The organism is Corynebacterium sp. KPL2830, assembly GCF_040225635.1.
Taxonomy (GTDB): domain Bacteria; phylum Actinomycetota; class Actinomycetes; order Mycobacteriales; family Mycobacteriaceae; genus Corynebacterium.
The window spans coordinates 23,676-39,585 of the sequence record NZ_JBEHFR010000006.1 but is presented as its reverse complement, the minus strand read 5'-3'; the positions used below and the strand labels follow the sequence as shown (position 1 = coordinate 39,585).

At 58.5% G+C, this 15,910-nt stretch carries 19 protein-coding genes; 10 read left to right on the top strand and 9 right to left on the bottom strand.

Going from position 1 to position 15,910, the window contains the following annotated elements; genetic code table 11:
- The first annotated feature begins 8 nt into the window (after window positions 1-8).
- Together ABRP87_RS03490 and ABRP87_RS03485 are read left to right on the top strand one after the other, a co-directional pair.
- On the top strand, window positions 9-287 hold the full coding sequence (locus tag ABRP87_RS03490) for an exodeoxyribonuclease VII small subunit (protein ID WP_349862605.1): 279 nt from the start codon (window positions 9-11) through the stop codon (window positions 285-287).
- Window positions 287-667, top strand: coding sequence for a hypothetical protein (locus ABRP87_RS03485; RefSeq protein ID WP_349862603.1), 381 nt, complete (start codon window positions 287-289; stop codon window positions 665-667). Before ABRP87_RS03490 ends, ABRP87_RS03485 begins: the two co-directional genes overlap by 1 nt.
- On the opposite strand, the gene ABRP87_RS03480 is transcribed toward ABRP87_RS03485, so the two are convergent.
- Entirely contained in the window at window positions 651-1,220 is a 570-nt protein-coding gene (locus ABRP87_RS03480; protein ID WP_349867761.1) for a DUF4245 domain-containing protein, read from the bottom strand. The two genes, ABRP87_RS03485 and ABRP87_RS03480, sit on opposite strands and share 17 nt — an antisense overlap.
- Window positions 1,221-1,437: 217 nt before the next feature.
- Here ABRP87_RS03480 and glpX point away from each other — a divergent pair, with 217 nt between their 5' ends.
- From glpX to ABRP87_RS03455, 5 genes are all read left to right on the top strand, one after another.
- On the top strand, window positions 1,438-2,451 hold the full coding sequence (gene glpX / locus ABRP87_RS03475; RefSeq protein ID WP_349867760.1) for a class II fructose-bisphosphatase: 1,014 nt from the start codon (window positions 1,438-1,440) through the stop codon (window positions 2,449-2,451).
- A 108-nt stretch (window positions 2,452-2,559) separates the two neighbouring features.
- On the top strand, window positions 2,560-3,960 hold the full coding sequence (locus ABRP87_RS03470; RefSeq protein ID WP_005282123.1) for a class II fumarate hydratase: 1,401 nt from the start codon (window positions 2,560-2,562) through the stop codon (window positions 3,958-3,960).
- A 218-nt stretch (window positions 3,961-4,178) separates the two neighbouring features.
- Entirely contained in the window at window positions 4,179-4,802 is a 624-nt protein-coding gene (locus ABRP87_RS03465; protein ID WP_349852556.1) for a TetR/AcrR family transcriptional regulator, read from the top strand.
- Window positions 4,796-6,364, top strand: a complete 1,569-nt coding sequence (locus ABRP87_RS03460; protein WP_349867759.1) for an MDR family MFS transporter — start codon at window positions 4,796-4,798, stop codon at window positions 6,362-6,364. Before ABRP87_RS03465 ends, ABRP87_RS03460 begins: the two co-directional genes overlap by 7 nt.
- Entirely contained in the window at window positions 6,365-6,658 is a 294-nt protein-coding gene (locus ABRP87_RS03455; protein ID WP_349852552.1) for a DUF2316 family protein, read from the top strand.
- Between the two features lie 129 nt (window positions 6,659-6,787).
- Here the strand turns inward: ABRP87_RS03455 and ABRP87_RS03450 are convergent, their stop codons facing one another.
- The 4 genes from ABRP87_RS03450 to ABRP87_RS03435 all read right to left on the bottom strand — a co-directional run bounded on the left by ABRP87_RS03450 (window position 6,788) and on the right by ABRP87_RS03435 (window position 10,475).
- Window positions 6,788-7,366: a GNAT family N-acetyltransferase gene (locus ABRP87_RS03450; protein ID WP_349867758.1), complete on the bottom strand. Its 579-nt coding sequence runs from the start codon at window positions 7,364-7,366 to the stop codon at window positions 6,788-6,790.
- Between the two features lie 80 nt (window positions 7,367-7,446).
- Window positions 7,447-8,811, bottom strand: coding sequence for an RNA 5'-3' helicase PhoH2 (gene phoH2, locus ABRP87_RS03445; protein ID WP_349867757.1), 1,365 nt, complete (start codon window positions 8,809-8,811; stop codon window positions 7,447-7,449).
- A gap of 235 nt (window positions 8,812-9,046) precedes the next feature.
- Window positions 9,047-9,655 carry an LGFP repeat-containing protein gene (locus ABRP87_RS03440; protein WP_349867756.1) on the bottom strand — a complete coding sequence of 203 codons (609 nt, stop codon included), beginning with the start codon at window positions 9,653-9,655 and terminating at the stop codon, window positions 9,047-9,049.
- Window positions 9,656-9,800: 145 nt separating this feature from the next.
- Window positions 9,801-10,475: a LysR family transcriptional regulator substrate-binding protein gene (locus ABRP87_RS03435; RefSeq protein WP_349867755.1), complete on the bottom strand. Its 675-nt coding sequence runs from the start codon at window positions 10,473-10,475 to the stop codon at window positions 9,801-9,803.
- A 35-nt stretch (window positions 10,476-10,510) separates the two neighbouring features.
- Between ABRP87_RS03435 and ABRP87_RS03430 the strand changes: the two genes are divergently transcribed.
- Window positions 10,511-10,903 (top strand): DUF5997 family protein, encoded by a 393-nt coding sequence (locus tag ABRP87_RS03430; RefSeq protein ID WP_296089941.1) that lies wholly within the window; start codon window positions 10,511-10,513, stop codon window positions 10,901-10,903.
- Here the strand turns inward: ABRP87_RS03430 and glyA are convergent.
- Window positions 10,900-12,183: a serine hydroxymethyltransferase gene (glyA, locus tag ABRP87_RS03425; protein WP_284623156.1), complete on the bottom strand. Its 1,284-nt coding sequence runs from the start codon at window positions 12,181-12,183 to the stop codon at window positions 10,900-10,902. The genes ABRP87_RS03430 and glyA overlap by 4 nt on opposite strands.
- A 119-nt stretch (window positions 12,184-12,302) precedes the next feature.
- Between glyA and coaA the strand changes: the two genes are divergently transcribed.
- Entirely contained in the window at window positions 12,303-13,229 is a 927-nt protein-coding gene (coaA, locus tag ABRP87_RS03420; RefSeq protein WP_284769949.1) for a type I pantothenate kinase, read from the top strand.
- Between the two features lie 3 nt (window positions 13,230-13,232).
- On the opposite strand, the gene ABRP87_RS03415 is transcribed toward coaA, so the two are convergent.
- The 3 genes from ABRP87_RS03415 to mca are packed head-to-tail and all read right to left on the bottom strand — an operon-like array spanning window position 13,233 to window position 15,227.
- Window positions 13,233-14,003 carry an isoprenyl transferase gene (locus ABRP87_RS03415; RefSeq protein ID WP_284782455.1) on the bottom strand — a complete coding sequence of 257 codons (771 nt, stop codon included), beginning with the start codon at window positions 14,001-14,003 and terminating at the stop codon, window positions 13,233-13,235.
- Window positions 14,004-14,021: 18 nt separating this feature from the next.
- Window positions 14,022-14,333 carry a hypothetical protein gene (locus ABRP87_RS03410; RefSeq protein WP_005280029.1) on the bottom strand — a complete coding sequence of 104 codons (312 nt, stop codon included), beginning with the start codon at window positions 14,331-14,333 and terminating at the stop codon, window positions 14,022-14,024.
- Between the two features lie 3 nt (window positions 14,334-14,336).
- Window positions 14,337-15,227 (bottom strand): mycothiol conjugate amidase Mca, encoded by an 891-nt coding sequence (mca, locus tag ABRP87_RS03405; RefSeq protein ID WP_349836631.1) that lies wholly within the window; start codon window positions 15,225-15,227, stop codon window positions 14,337-14,339.
- Window positions 15,228-15,319: 92 nt separating this feature from the next.
- On the opposite strand from mca, the gene ABRP87_RS03400 reads away from it, so the two are divergent.
- Window positions 15,320-15,790, top strand: a complete 471-nt coding sequence (locus ABRP87_RS03400; RefSeq protein ID WP_349867754.1) for a DUF4307 domain-containing protein — start codon at window positions 15,320-15,322, stop codon at window positions 15,788-15,790.
- Window positions 15,791-15,910: the final 120 nt, after the last annotated feature.

Below are 15,910 nucleotides of genomic sequence, written 5' to 3'. Positions count from 1 at the left end.
AATTGCTGATGTCAGATGAAACCATTGGTTCCGGCCAGCCGGGCCAGGATGCTTTTACTCCCGTAGAGGAATTGAGCTACGAGCAGGCGCGCGATGAGCTCATTGAGACCGTCAAGATTTTAGAGCTCGGCCAGATGGGCCTGGACGAGTCCCTGAAGTACTGGGAGCGCGGCGAGGCGCTTGCTCGCACGTGCGAATCCCACCTGGATGGAGCCTCGAAGCGCGTGGAAGATGCCCTCGAAAGGGCGGAAAACAACGAGCAGCAGGCCGAGGAGGGTGAAGAGTAGTGCAGATTTATGGTTACCCGGGAAAGCGGATTGATTTCGTATCCAAATCGGCATCGGCAGGCTCCATCATGGGCGGCGATTCCCGCGCGCTGGTAGAGGAGTTCTTCGGGCCGGCGCATACCAGCACCCAGGTTTCGGGCACCGAGGAGGAACTGAGTTACTTTTCCCAGTCCATCGTGCTGCTGCTTGCCGATGCCCAGGTGGTCCAAGTCTCCATCTACCCGCAGCGTTCTCAGCGCGAGCGCGTGGATGTCTACCTAGAAAAGACGCGGCTGAGCGGCCTGGATGCCGCTGGCTTAGAAGAAGCCACCGGTAATACTGAAGGAATCACGGTGGAAGCGGACTCCGAGGGGCTCAGCGAGGTTACTTTCCGCTTATAGGCTTGGTCTTGATAAAGGCCTCGGTGGCGGCGGCGAATTCTTCATCGGGGGCCGCGCCGGAGATGATGAGGCGGGCATCGCCCAGGTCAACAATCCACAAGCGGCGCACCGAATCGTCATCGCTTGCCAGCACGCGCACCTGGTGGCCGGCTACCTCGCGAGTAGAGTTCAGCCCGCGGTAGTTCGCGTCGTATTTTTCGCCCGCGTCTTCTGCAGAAACCTGGGTTTGGGTGGATTCCACGTAATTTCCATCTGCGGTGAGCCAGCTGACGACGGTGGCTGTCTCGCCGCCTAGCTGCGAACGGCGGGCCGCATTGGCCTGCCAGCCTTCGGGCATCTGGGGATCTCGGATGGCGCCAACACCGGCGCGGGCCTGCGTATCCAGGAAGGTCTCCTCGTCTACCTCTTGAACCGGGCCTTGCGCCGTTTCCGGATTCACCGAGCAGAGCCCGGTTGCGCCCACCACGAGCAACATCATGACCACCACTACGGAAAGGGACAAAATGATGTCGCGAGCGCCTTCGAAAATCTTCGGTCTTTGTTCTGCTGCCACGCGCCTTAGTATCGCATGAGCCGCCGTGAAAGTGCCACATGCCTCCCGCGTGCGCACATTCGCGCCGATAATGCTGCCCCTGACAAGGAAAATCCCCACAAAAGGGGCCCCAAATCGGACCTATTGGTGCCAAAAAGTGCCAGAATAGGAAAAGTAGAACACTAAGCGCGTGGGAATTACCCCCACGGTGAGAAAACATGGAAGGCAACCACTACACATGTCCGAAAATACTTCTTATTTGCCCGACCGTAACCTGGCCATGGAGCTGGTGCGCGTGACCGAAGCCGCCGCCTTAGCCTCTGGCCGCTGGGTTGGTCGTGGCATGAAGAATGAGGGCGATGGCGCGGCAGTCGATGCCATGCGCAAGCTGATTAACTCCGTGGCGATGAAGGGTGTCGTCGTCATCGGCGAGGGCGAAAAGGATGAGGCCCCGATGCTCTTCAACGGCGAGGAGGTCGGCACCAGTGAGGGCGCGGCGATGGACATCGCCGTGGACCCCGTGGACGGCACGCGGTTGATGGCTGAGGGCCGCCCCAATGCCATTTCCGTAATCGCCGCCGCTGAGCGCGGCACCATGTATGACCCGTCCGCGGTCTTCTACATGGAAAAGATCGCCGTGGGCCCCGAGGCCGTCGGTTCCATCGACATCAACCAGTCCGTGCAGTGGAATATCGAATCTGTTGCCAAGGCAAAGGGCCTGCGCACCGCCGATATCACCGTGGTGGTATTGGACCGCCCGCGCCACGATAAGCTCATCCAGGAGATCCGCGAGGCAGGCGCCAAGGTGCGCCTTATCATGGACGGCGATGTGGCAGGCGCCATCGCTACCTGCCAGGATTCCAACTCCATCGACATGATGATGGGCATTGGCGGTACCCCTGAGGGCATCATCACCGCCTGCGCCATGCGGTGTATGGGCGGCGAAATCCAGGGCAAGCTGTGGCCAAAGGATGAAGAGGAAGCGGAAAAGGCCCGCGCCGCAGGCCACGACTTGGATAAGGTCTTGGGCACCAATGACTTGGTCTCCTCCAAGAACTGCTACTTCGCCGCCACCGGCGTGACCAACGGTGACATGCTGCGCGGTGTCTCTTACCGCAATAACGGCGCCTCCACCCGTTCGCTGGTCATGCGTTCCAAATCCGGCACCATTCGCTACGTCGATTCCTTCCACAAGCTGGCTAAGCTGCAGGAATACTCCGTCGTGGACTACTCGGACCCCACCAAGAACTAAACCTCACCCCCAAATGGCGGGGCAGGCTCGGGCTTTTCGCCCTCTCACTTTTAGCTTTTCGCCATACTGGGGGTAGACGCACACAATCAATTAACCGAGGTGATTTTCATGACCGAATACCGTACCGAACATGACACTATGGGCGAGGTTAAAGTTCCCGCCGATGCCCTGTGGCGCGCACAAACCCAGCGCGCGGTAGACAACTTCCCCATCTCCGGCCGCGGCTTGGAAGATGCGCAGATCCGCGCGCTCGGCCTGCTCAAGGCTGCATGCGCACAGGTCAACAAGGATTCCGGCAGCCTGGATGCAGAAAAGGCTGATGCGATTATCGCCGCCGCGAAGGAAATCGCAGAAGGCAAGCACAACGATGCCTTCCCCATTGACGTCTTCCAGACCGGCTCCGGTACCTCGTCCAATATGAACACCAACGAGGTCATCGCTTCCTTGGCACATAAGCAGGGCGTCGAGGTCCACCCGAACGATGACGTCAACATGGGCCAGTCCTCCAATGACACCTTCCCCACCGCTACCCACGTGGCGGCTACGGAAGCTGCCGTCAATGACCTCATTCCGGGCCTGAAGGTCCTGCACGAGTCCTTGACCAAGAAGGCGAAGGAATTCGCGGACGTCGTCAAGGCCGGCCGCACCCACCTCATGGACGCCACCCCCATCACCCTGGGCCAGGAGTTCAGCGGCTACGCCCGCCAGGTGGAGCTCGGCATCGAGCGCATCGAGGCTACCCTCCCGCGCTTGGGAGAGCTCGCCATCGGCGGTACCGCCACCGGTACCGGTCTGAATACCTCCGCCGAGTTCGGCGGCAAGGTGACCGAGGAGCTCAAGAAGCTCACCGGCGTTGAGAACCTCAAGGAAGCAGAAAACCACTTCGAGGCACAGGCTAACCGCGATGGCCTCGTGGAGTTCTCCGGCGCCATGCGCTCGGTGGCCGTGTCCTTCAACAAGATTGCTAACGACCTGCGCATGCTGGGCTCCGGCCCGCTGACCGGCTTGGCAGAAATTCACCTGAAGGACCTGCAGCCTGGTTCTTCCATCATGCCGGGCAAGGTCAACCCGGTTATCCCTGAGGCGGTCACCATGGTGGCCGGCCAGGTCGTGGGCAATGACGCAGCCGTTGCTTTCGGCGGCGCGCAGGGCCAGTTCGAGCTCAACGTCTTCATCCCAATGATGGCGCGCAACGTGCTCGAATCCGCTCGCCTGCTGGCCAACTCCGCCCGCGTGTTTGCTGAGAAGTGCGTCGACCACATCGAGGCGAACGAGGAGCGCATGAAGCACTTCGCGGAGTCCTCCACCTCCATCGTGACCCCGCTAAACTCCGCCATCGGCTACGAGAACGCTGCAAAGGCCGCAAAGCACGCACTCAATGAGAAGATCACCGTCCGCCAGGCCGTAATCGACTTGGGCTTTGTTGACGGCGAGAACCTCACCGAGGAAGAGCTGGACAAGCGCTTGGATGTATTGAGCATGACCAACCGCGAGCGCGACAATATCTAATCTAAGCCGCCTTAAGCGCTGCAACCCCGCTCGGAAATCGCTTCTGAGCGGGGTTTTCGCATTCCTCGACTCGCTTCCCAGGCAGGGTAAGCGCGGGTAAAGAAAGGGGCATCGGCAAGCACACGACGTGACCTACAACATAAATTCGGTGTATACATCTACAAAATCACCTATTTTGCACTTGGTGCAAGTTTGCACCGAGTGTAAAGTTGCATCCTGTGCAAGAAGAACTATCACTACGCGAGCAGAAACGCCTAGAAACGCGGCTACGCATTGAGGATGCCGCCACCGAATTGGTGGATAAGCATTCCTTTGGCGAGGTCACTATTGAAGAGATCTGCGAACTAGCCGGTATTTCTCGGCGCACGTTTTTTAATTATTTCGATTCGAAGGAATCCGCCGTGCTTGGGGCGCCAAGCGCTGACTTCACCGCCGAAATGCGGGAGTATTTCCTCCATGAGTCCACCAGCAGCATCATGGAATTAGTCCTTAACCTGGTGGAACAGCACATGGAGGGTCATCACGTTAATCCCACGATTCGGGAGAGACGCAAGCGCATTGCTAATGACCCAGAGGCGGCGGCCGCCTCCATTAGCCGCAAGCGGGCGAAATCCATCGAGCTTATTGGGCTCATTGAGGAGCGCCTAACCCAAGAACCGGAACTGCGCATCCTCGAGGGGCACTCCGCGGCAACGGAGGCCATGGTCATCGCCGGTGTAGTCCGCGAGGCCCTCTGGCTTTCCATCGCCGCCCCCGATAGCGATTGCAGCGACGCCCTGAGGTCGCGTCTGAATGATTCACTGACTTTGATTAATGATTTTATGAAAGGAATCCGATGGTAGATACAGCCGAAAAGGCTCCTGCGCAGGGCCAGTCGCGGGCGGATAACCTGGGGCTCATTTTCTCTGCGCTGGTGCTCACCATGTTGATGAGCTCGCTGGGCCAGATGATTTTCTCTTCCGCTTTGCCAACTATTGTTGGTGAGCTTGGCGGCGTTGACCACATGAGCTGGGTCATCTCCGCATTCCTTGTCACCATGACCATCGCCATGCCGATTTCCGGCAAGCTGGGTGACATGCTGGGCCGCAAATGGCTCTATATTGGCGGCATCGCCGTCTTCGTCGTGGGCTCCGCCGTCGGCGGTTTCGCCGATTCCATGACGGTTCTCATCATCGCCCGCGCTGTGCAAGGCTTCGGCGCTGGGTTCATGATGATTTCCTCGCAGTCCATCATCGCCGAGGTCACCTCCTCCCGCGAGCGCGGCAAGTTCATGGGCATCATGGGCGGCGTCTTCGGCCTGTCCTCCGTCCTCGGCCCCGTCTTGGGCGGCTGGTTTACTGATGGCCCCGGCTGGCGTTGGGGCATGTGGATGAATATCCCGCTCGGCCTGCTGGCCATGGTGGTCTGCATCTTGGTGCTCAACCTGCGCGTTGGCCAGGCCGATATGAAGCGCTTTGACTGGCTCGGCGCCACCTTCATCGCCATTACCACCGCTTCCCTAATCCTCATGACCACCTGGGGCGGCACCGAGTACGACTGGGATTCCTCCATGATCCTCACCCTCGGCGCCATCGCCCTCGTCGGCGCCATCATTACCACCATCGTGGAATTGCGCGCTGCCGAACCGCTTATCCCGGTTCGCCTCTTCAAGAACCGCAACATGGCCCTGACCACCCTATCCGGCGTCATTTTGGGTCTGGCCATGTTCGGTGTGCTGGGCTATATGCCCACCTACCTGCAAATGGTCCACACCCTATCACCCACCAACGCTGGCCTGATGATGATTCCGATGATGGTTGGCCTTATCGGCACCTCCACCGGCGTCGGGTTCATCATCGCCCGCACCGGCCGCTACAAGATTTACCCCCTCATCGGCCTAGCCATTACCGCAGGCGCCCTGTTCTGGATGTCCCGCCTCTCGGTAGATACCTCGCTCACGCAGCTCGGCTTCGAGTTCCTCGCCTTCGGCATCGGCCTGGGCATGGTGATGCAGGTGCTCGTGCTCATCGTCCAGAACTCCTTCCCACTGTCCCAGGTGGGTACGGCCACCGCGGCGAATAACTTCTTCCGCCAGATCGGTTCTGCCCTGGGCGCTTCCCTAGTTGGTTCCATGTTCATCAACAACATGCAGGATGAGATGGCCAACCGCCTGCCGCAGGCTATCCAGCAGCTGGGACCTGAGGGCGCAGCCTATGCCGAGAAGTTTGGCAATAGCGACGGCAATGCCAATAGCCTGACCCCGGATTTGGTGTCTTCCCTGCCAGAGCCGCTCGAGCAGGCAGTATTAAATTCCTATAATGACGGCCTCACCCCGGTCATCGCGCTGATGGTCCCGCTCGTCATCGTCGCCCTCTTGGTCCTGCTTCCCCTGCGCGAAGAGCGCCTGAAGGAGACGATCGATTAAATGTCGCTCAATCCTGCAGAAACCGCCGCCACAAGTAGGGAGCTGCATGCTCTGCGCGATAGCCTGCCGCTTGCCGATGCCCCCATCGAGTCCGCGCTCGGCTACCCACCCGGCGGCCTCGCGGAGGTGCTCGATTTCGAGGCAAGCCCCATCGAGGTATGGCGCACCCGCGATTACCTCGTGGCCTTAGCCGAGCGCGAAGGCATTGACGTGCCACCCTTTAGCCACTTGCGCGATTCCATGCGCCCACAGGCACAGATGTGGTTTGGGCGCTGGGAGGTACCCGCAGTCTAAGGCCGCGTATCTCACCAAGCTTTACCTACGCACACTGCGTGGTAGAAAACAACGAAAGGCCGTAGCGACCGGGATGATTAATTCTCCCCGGCATCGCTACGGCCTTCGTGGTTAAATGGCACAGCGCCTTTAGAGGTGCTTTTCCTCCGGCTTGGGAAGCAGGAGCTCGTAGACATCGGTATCGCGCCACTGACCGGCCAACTCGCCATAGGTCATCTTGGCCATGTGTGAGTAGGTGCCGACCTTTTCAAACCCGCGAGACTTGTGCAGGCCCGCAGAACCTTCATTTTCTGGGAAGATCCAGGAGTGGATGGCCCACTTGTGCAGGTCCTTGCACACTTCAATGAGGCAATCGAGCAAGGCCCCTGCAATGCCACGGCCTTGGGCATCAGATCCCAAGTAAATGGAATCCTCTACCACCCCGTGGAAGACGGTACGCGAGGAAATCGGGGCGGCCGAAACCCACCCCAATACCTTGGAATCATCGTCCGCCTCAACGGCTACGTGCACCGAGGCCATGATCTTGGAGCTCGTAAACTCCTCGTAGGTCAAGGATCGGGTTTCATAAGTGGCATGGCCGGTTTGTAGGCCCTGCTCGTAGATGTCCCGCATCTGCGGGTAATCGGCCGAAGTGAAGGGCCGAATACGGAAATCCTTTTTCTTATCGTCCGCAGACGTCTTCTTGGCGTTCTCGCTCATAAGCACCATTATTACTGGTCTTGGCTGATTCTTGCTATAAAGATTTCATTAAATTCGCTGTCTGCGAAACGCATTCATCCAGCCCTCGCTTAGTCGTTGCCTTCTAATAGATCAGTTACGAGTTCCGCAATGGCGGAGCGCTCCGAACGCTTAAGGGTAATGTGCGAGAAGAGCTCGTGGCCCTTGAGCTTTTCGATGACCGCCTGCACCCCATCGTGGCGGCCCACCCGCAGGTTATCGCGCTGTGCGACGTCGTGGGTAAGCACGACTCGCGAGCCTTCTCCCAAGCGCGAGAGCACGGTGAGCAAAACATTGCGCTCCAGCGACTGCGCCTCGTCCACGATGACGAAGGCATCGTGCAAGGAGCGGCCACGGATATGGGTCAGCGGCAAGACCTCTATAAGCCCGCGTTCGTGGATCTCTTCCAGGACGTTGTCAGAGACCAACCCTTCCAAGGTGTCATAGACCGCTTGGGCCCACGGGTTCATCTTCTCTGATTCAGAGCCCGGCAAGTACCCCAGCGATTGCCCGCCTACGGCGTACATCGGCCGAAATACCACAATGCGGCGGTGTTCCCCGCGCTCTAAGACGGCCTCCAAGCCGGCGCACAATGCCAGCGCTGATTTACCAGTACCGGCCCTACCGCCGATGGAAACGATGCCAACCTCCGGATCCAGCAACAGATCCAGGGCGATGCGCTGTTCCGCCGAACGCCCCTGCAAGCCAAAGGCGTTCCGATCGCCGCGCACGAGGCGCACTGCGCCGTCCGGCATGATGCGGCCCAAGGCAGATTGCGCGCCGGCGATCAACGTGATCCCACAGTGCACCGGCAAGTCTTCAACCGGGGTGTCATCGTCCGTGACAACCCCGTCTAGCAGCACTTCCCCATCGCTGTAGAGGGCGTCGATGACATCTGTGGTGGTATAGGCGGTGGCCATACCGGAGTACCCAGTCAAAATGACGTCCTGGGCGTGGTATTCATCGGCCTGCACGCCCACGGCGCCGGCCTTGACGCGCAGCGGTACGTCTTTGGTGACCAAGACCGTGTCCTTACCCTCGTGCGCCAGGTTCAAGGTGCAGGCCAAGATGCGGTGGTCCCCTTCCGGCCCGCGGAATGCGGCCGGCAAGAGCGACTGGTCTTGGTGGTTAAGCTCTACCCGCAAAGTACCGCCAGCTACATTTACCGGAACGGGTTGGTCGAGCGCCTCATAGGTAGCGCGCAGCTCTTCCAAAAAGCGAAGAGCTTGGCGGGCGAACCAGCCAAGCTCCGGGTGATGACGTTTTCCTTCTAATTCAGAGATAACCACGACGGGAAGGACGACCTCGTGTTCAGCGAATTTTCGCAGCGCCCACGGGTCAGATAATAAGACCGAAGTATCGAGAACATAGGTCTTGGTGGCGACGTCATTATCGGTGGTGCCTAGTGGAGTAGAAAGTACAGAGGGGCGAGTCATGGTGGCAGGAATCTTCCTTTGTGAAACGGTAGAAAGCTGTTCTTCCTTGTCTATCCCCCGGACCGCTGATGCTGCGATCTCTTGGGGGCTGCCACCCAACCTAAGCACCCAAGGTTGAAATCACATGGGTGGAAGATGAACTTTAAGAAAACGACAAATCCCTGCGGGAAACCCGCAGGGATCGTGGCGAGAGGTAATCGACGCGCCGCGTGGGCAGGGCGCCGACTTTTAACTTTTAGGCGTTGATATCAGCCGCGAAGGTGCCGTCTTCACCCTCAGTCCAAGAGATGGTGCCGTTGCTAAACTCTTGGGTCCAGCCGTTCGCCTCGGTTGCGTCAGCCTCTGGCTTGGTAGGCAGGCCAACGGAAGAGTCGAGGCCACCCTCGTTTACCCAGGTTTCAGCAATCTTGCCGATGACCGGCTGTGCACCAGTCTCCTCAGAGTAGACCAGGTGCTTGCCGCCCTCGAAGGTAGCCAAGGTGCCCTTATCGGAGGACTCTACGCTCTGCACGTCGCCCCACTCTGCCTGCTTTTCCTCGATGGCGGCTGCAAGGTCAGCGGGAACTTCTTCCTCGCCATTTGCAGTAGTGACGGTCTGGGTATCGCCCTTGGCGCCCTCTGCATTATCGTCCTTGGAGCCAGTTGCCTCTGCGGCAGCGGAACCTGCGGCGTCGGTGGCATCGGCTGCGGCAGAGCCGGCAGCATCCGATGCGTCTGCGGCTACGGAGCCAGCGGTATCCTTGGCGTCATCAACGGTATCCTCTGCGTCCGAGCATGCAACGAGAGCAACGGAGAGGGTTGCGGCCGCGAAGCCACCTGCAATACGACGAGTAATCTTGCGCATTTCTATATCTACCTTTCGCTTTTCAGCCGAAAAATTAGTTCACTGTAGTTTTCAGCCGCCATTGTGGCGAGCGCAGCCAACCGTATAGCGATCTGCACTGCCGCGCCACTGTGTGCACCGGGGATTGAGCGGATCAGCTTTCAGTTTATCGCCGTTTGCGCTGCTTAGGACGCTTCTTCTGCTTTTGTAACGGATTGTTAACAATCCTTCGAGACTGTTTAGCTTTAGCTTTTTCGCGGGCTGTGCGCTTCGGTTTTTCCTGCCTTGAGGAACGGGCGGTGCGGCCCTTAGCGATGCCCACAAAGTCCTGAATGGCCTCGCCATCCTCCGCCTTTCGCCAGACCAAGGCGATCTCGGTGACCGGTACCTCGCTGCCCTTCAGCGCAAGCGGGACCACCTGTTTCTTGCTGAGGATTTTTAATAGCGGCAGCGGTGCGATGGCGATCCCCACATTGGCTGCAACCACCTGCAGGGCTTCGCGTACGGCGGCGATATCGACCTCACCGGCATCGGTGAGGCGGTAGTTGAGGTGCTCATCGGAGACATCGGCAAGCGCCCGCGCCTCGCCCACCTCCGCATAGACTGAGTCCTTTGGAACCGCAATGCCTGGCGCCTCCTCATAGAGGCGGACCACATGGAAGGAGTCATCCACGCGCGCATCCGGCAGGCGAGTTAGCGCCACATCCACGTGACCGGCGAGCACTTCCGCTATGCTGTCATCCGCATCAATGGTGGATAAACCGCCGTGCGCAGTATTGTCCTGAAATCTCTGAAACCATTTTCCAGGTTGTGTACCGGTAACAAAGGCTAAGCGCAGCATGGAGCACAGTCTACTGAAAGTGCTACGGTTAAACCGTGAGTGAACAACATAACCAACAGCAACCGTCCGGTACCGCAATGCGCGCGCAGACCGCCGCTAAAAAGCTGAATATCTATCTGCCCGCCGCGCCCGAAGAATTTCAAAATAGCGCGGTAAGCCACGAAGAGCTGCGCGAATTGCAGCACAATCCCCCACAGTGGCTGCAAACGCTGCGCCGCGAAGGCCCCCACCCCCGGCAGGAAGTTGCCCACAAGCTGGGCATTTCTGTCACCGCATTAAAGAAGAATGACATGGATAAGCCGCTGACCACTGCGGAAATCAGCGAGCTTTTGGAAAAACAGCCGGAGTGGCTGCAGCAAGCCCGCGCCACGCTGGCGCAGGCTCGCGGGCACGACGTCAACGAGGACGCCGCAGAGGATAAGGACTAAACCAGCTTCCAGTCCTCGAGGCCTTCATACAGCGGGTAATCCTCGGCAATCTTGTCGACGCGCCGGCGAAGCGCCTCGACGTCGGCGTTATTGCCCTGTGCCAAGGCGGTGCCGATGACATCGGCAACCTCGGTGAAGGCTTCCGCATCAAGGCCGCGGGTGGCCAGGGCGGAGGTGCCGATGCGCAGGCCCGAGGTGACCATCGGCGGGCGAGGATCGTTCGGGACCGCATTGCGGTTGACGGTGATTCCTACCTGGTGCAACAGGTCTTCTGCCTGCTGACCATCGAGCTGCGAATTGCGCAGATCAACCAGGACGAGGTGGACATCAGTGCCACCGGACACAACGTCCACGCCAGCTGCCTGCGTATCTTCCGCCAAGAGGCGATCAGCCAGAATGCGGGCGCCCTCAAGGGTGCGCTCCTGGCGCTCCTTGAATTCCTCGCTGGCCGCAATCTTCATAGAAATAGCCTTTGCAGCCACCGCGTGCATCAACGGTCCACCCTGCTGGCCTGGGAAGACATTGGAGTTCAGCTTCTTTGCGTATTCCTGCTTGGCCAAGATCATGCCGGATCGCGGACCGCCCAGGGTCTTGTGCACGGTGGTGGAGACGATATCGGCGTGCTCCACTGGGTTCGGGTGCAGGCCTGCGGCAACCAGACCCGCGAAGTGGGCCATGTCAACCCACAGGTAAGCGCCCACCTCATCGGCAATCTCGCGGAAGGCCGCGAAATCCAGGGTGCGCGGGTAAGCGGACCAACCGCCGATGATGACCTTTGGCTTCTCCTTTAGCGCCTGTTCGCGCAGCTTATCCATGTCCACGCGCATGGTCTCTGGGTCCACACCATACGCCGCGACATCGTAAAGCTTGCCGGAGAAGTTCAACTTCATCCCGTGGGTCAGGTGTCCACCATGCGCCAAGGACAGGCCGAGGATCTTATCGCCCGGTTCCGCGATGCTGGCCAGGACTGCGGCATTCGCCTGCGCGCCGGAGTGTGGCTGCACGTTGGCAAATTCCGCGTTGAAGAGCGCCTTCGCACGGTCGCGGGCGAGATCCTCAACAACATCGACGTGCTCACAGCCGCCGTAGTAACGACGCCCTGGGTATCCCTCGGCGTACTTATTGGTCAGGACAGAACCCTGTGCCTGCAAGACGGCGCGCGGCACGAAGTTTTCAGAAGCGATCATTTCTAGAGTTTCGCGCTGGCGGGAAATTTCTCCCTGGATAGCGCCGAAAACATCGGGGTCAAGATCGCGCAGGTCAGTATTGAAAGAAGCCATATAAGACTAGTCCTCTTCTCGGTAGGAAGCAGTATGAACTATTACATATCATAACCTTTCGGCTACCTTACAGGGGGCAAATTTTTAATTCCCTTATCATCGCGTGCGACAATTAGGCTATGGCGCGCAACCTGGATTCAAGCCCCTACCTCGACTTTGACCGTGAAACCTGGCGTGATCTTCGCAAATCCATGCCACAGGTTTTGACAGAAAACGAACTAGAAGAGCTACGCGGCATCGGCGATCGCATTGATTTGGACGAGGTGGCAGACGTCTACCTCCCCCTCTCCCGCCTTATCCACATGCAGGTCACCGCCCGGCAACAACTCACCGCCGCCACCGAAGCCTTCTTGGGCAACCCTCCCACACACGTGCCTTTCGTCATCGGCGTAGGCGGTTCCGTGGCCGTTGGTAAATCCACCACCGCCCGCCTCCTCCAAGTGCTCCTACAGCGCTGGGACTCTCACCCGAAGGTGGACCTGGTGACCACGGACGGGTTCCTCTTTCCCACCCAAACGCTTAAAGACCGCGGACTGATGAAGCGCAAGGGTTTCCCCGAATCCTACGACCGCCGCGCACTTATGCGCTTTGTTACCGACGTCAAATCCGGAAAACCCGTGGTTAAAGCGCCGCTGTATTCGCATATCACCTATGACATCGTCAAAGATCGCTATCAAGAGGTCAACCAGCCGGATATCTTAATCTTGGAAGGCCTCAACGTCCTCCAAACCAGCCCCACCTTAACCATCGCGGATCTTTTTGATTTCTCCGTCTACGTCGATGCCCGCACGGACGATATTGAGCAGTGGTACATCGACCGCTTCCTCACGCTGCGCCACACCGAATTCCGCAGGCCCAATGCTCACTTCGCTGCTTATGCCGATATGAACGATGAGCAGGCGCGCGCCCAAGCCCGCGAGATTTGGCAATCCATTAACCTGCCAAATTTGGTGGAAAATATCCTGCCCACCCGCGTGCGCGCATCCCTGGTATTGAAAAAGGGCTCGCATCACCTCGTCGAAAAGGTGCGGATGCGAAAAATCTAGCCGCTATTTGCCAAAGCGGCGCGAACGCTGCGAATAATCACGCAGCGCGCGCAGGAAATCTACCTTCCGGAACGCCGGCCAATAGGTATCGGTGAACCAAATTTCTGAATAGGCTGCTTGCCACAGGAGGAATCCGGAAAGTCGCTGCTCACCGGAGGTGCGGATCACCAAGTCCGGGTCCGGCAGGCCCTTGGTATAAAGGTGTTCCGTAATCGAATCCGCGGTGACTCGGTCCGCCATCTCGGCCGCGCTCGTGCCCTTTTCGGCCTCGCTGCGCACCAGCTTCTGAACGGCATCAACGATTTCTTGGCGCCCACCGTAGCCCACGGCCACATTGACGATGACGCCTTGGTTATCCTTGGTTTCCTCAGCGGCGTCAACCATGCGCTGGGTTACCGGCGCGGGCAATAAATCTAAGTTACCCACAAGGCGCACCTGGCAATCCAAATCCCCCTGGGACAAATGCGTGACCACATCAGAGATGATGTTAAAAAGCAGCTGCACTTCCTGCTGGCTGCGCTTCAAGTTCTCCGTGGACAAGAGGTAGATGGTGACTACCTCAATATCGGTATCACGGCACCACGCGATCATCTCCCCAATTTTCTTCGCCCCCTGGCGGTGACCGTGGCTGATATCCGTAAAACCGGCTTCCCGCGCCCAGCGGCGGTTGCCGTCAGCCATGATCGCCACGTGCTTCGGCTGCGGTCTGCCCTTGATAAGCCGCACGAGGCGTGCTTCATACAAGGGGTACATCAGCCGCTTGAGAAATGTCACGTTGATTACTCCAGCCGGCTAGAAAATCGACTTCTTGCGGTTATCGTAAAGGCCAGCTTCCTTGAGCGCCGCATCCACTGCCTCTTCGTCGAATGGATCGATTCCGTGGTCTTCAGCGAACATAGTGCGCCGACGGAAGCGCGAAAAGCGACGGTGGAAATTCCAACCCGCTACCAGCACGGCAACGCCCAAGATGGCCAAGATAAGCAGCCCGATGGGCGAGGCTTTACCAAACTCGGGCCCCATCGGCCCGCCCTCTGCACCTTCTGTGCCTTGCGCAAGAACAGTGACATCGTGCGCAGCCAAGAAAAGGGAGTCATAGACGCTCATGCTTTAAGTCTCCTCGTTCTTTTCAATGCCCGCAAATAAATCATTTTCCGGCAGCGAGGTCGATACCCTAGTCTTGGCTAATTCAAACTCCTCCGTTGGCCACAAGCGCTGTTGGACCTCCACGGAGGTTGCCAAGAATGCGCCCGCAGGATCGATCTGCGTCGCGTGCGCCCGCAGCGCATCATCACGGTTTTGGAAGTACTCGGCGCACTCCACCTGCGTGGTAACGCGGGCCATAATATCGCCGAAAGCCGTGTCCCAACGCGCCAGCATAGGACCGTACGGGCTGGGCTTACCCTCCTCAAGGAGAAGATCGTGGAACATCTTCATACGCTGGTACACAAAGCCATGCGAATAATACAGCTTCAGCGGCTCGAAGGGCTCGCCCAGTTCTGGGTGGTAAGAGGCGTCACCGGCCTTTTCCCACGCAATCATGGAGGCTCGGTGAACCATGAGGTGGTCTGGGTGCGGGTAGCCGCCATTTTCGTCATAGGTAATGATGACCTGCGGGCGGAATGAACGGATAACGCGCACCATTTCCTGGGCCGCTGCATCATCGCCCATCAGGGCAAAGCAGCCTTCCGGCAAGAGCTCTTCCATGCTCTTGCCTTCCTCAGGATCTGGCAGGCCGGAATCAACGTGGCCTAACCACTGGTGTTGGACCCCAAGCGCGCGGGCTGCCTTAGCCATTTCCTCGCGGCGCACCTCAGCCATGTTTTCCTTGACGCCAGGACGGTCCATAGCCGGGTTAATAATGTCACCGCGTTCACCACCGGTGCAGGTCAGCACCATTACATCCGCACCTTCTGCTGCGTAACGGGCCGTAGTCGCAGCCCCCTTGGAGGATTCATCATCCGGGTGTGCGTGGATTGCTAGGAGGCGAAAGTCGCTCACTGAAAATCCATCCCCTTTAAAACTAGCTTTTAGAACAGATCACTATCTTAGTAGATAATGGGAAAATGGTACTCCTCGGTTAAAGTAGGGCTATGACTTCCGCCGGAAATTCTCGCCCCGCCGCGCGCTACGGCTCGCGCGATAAATCACAAAAGAACTCTGGTAGCTGGGCCAATAAGGCGCTGGTGTTGATTTTCGCCGCCATGCTCGTCACCCTTCTCTACTACGGCTTCCAGTATTTTCGGGAAAAAGAATCCGTCAATGCCCAGATTTCTATGGTCACTCAAGAGGTTCTGAGCGATGACACCACGCGCGTCTGGGTCGACGTAACCCGCAATCACACCGATGAGGATGCTTACTGCATCGTGCAGGCTTACGATTATTCCAAATCCGAGGTAGGCCGCCGCGAATTTGCCGTTCCCGCTGGCGGAAATGAGACGCATCGCATTGCCGTCGATGTCCCCACCAGTGCCCGCGCCGTCGCCGGTGGAGTCTATGGCTGCTCCGGCAATATCCCGGATTACCTGGATATGGACAATCCCGACTACGCGGAAAGTCGCTAGCCCCATGTGCTAGGATTTGTACAGCCTAGAACTGGGCAATTGCCTGGTTGCATACTTAACTTCGGTCCCGCCATCATCGCAGGACTTTGACCACTATTCCACAGCACGGAAGGTTTTAGA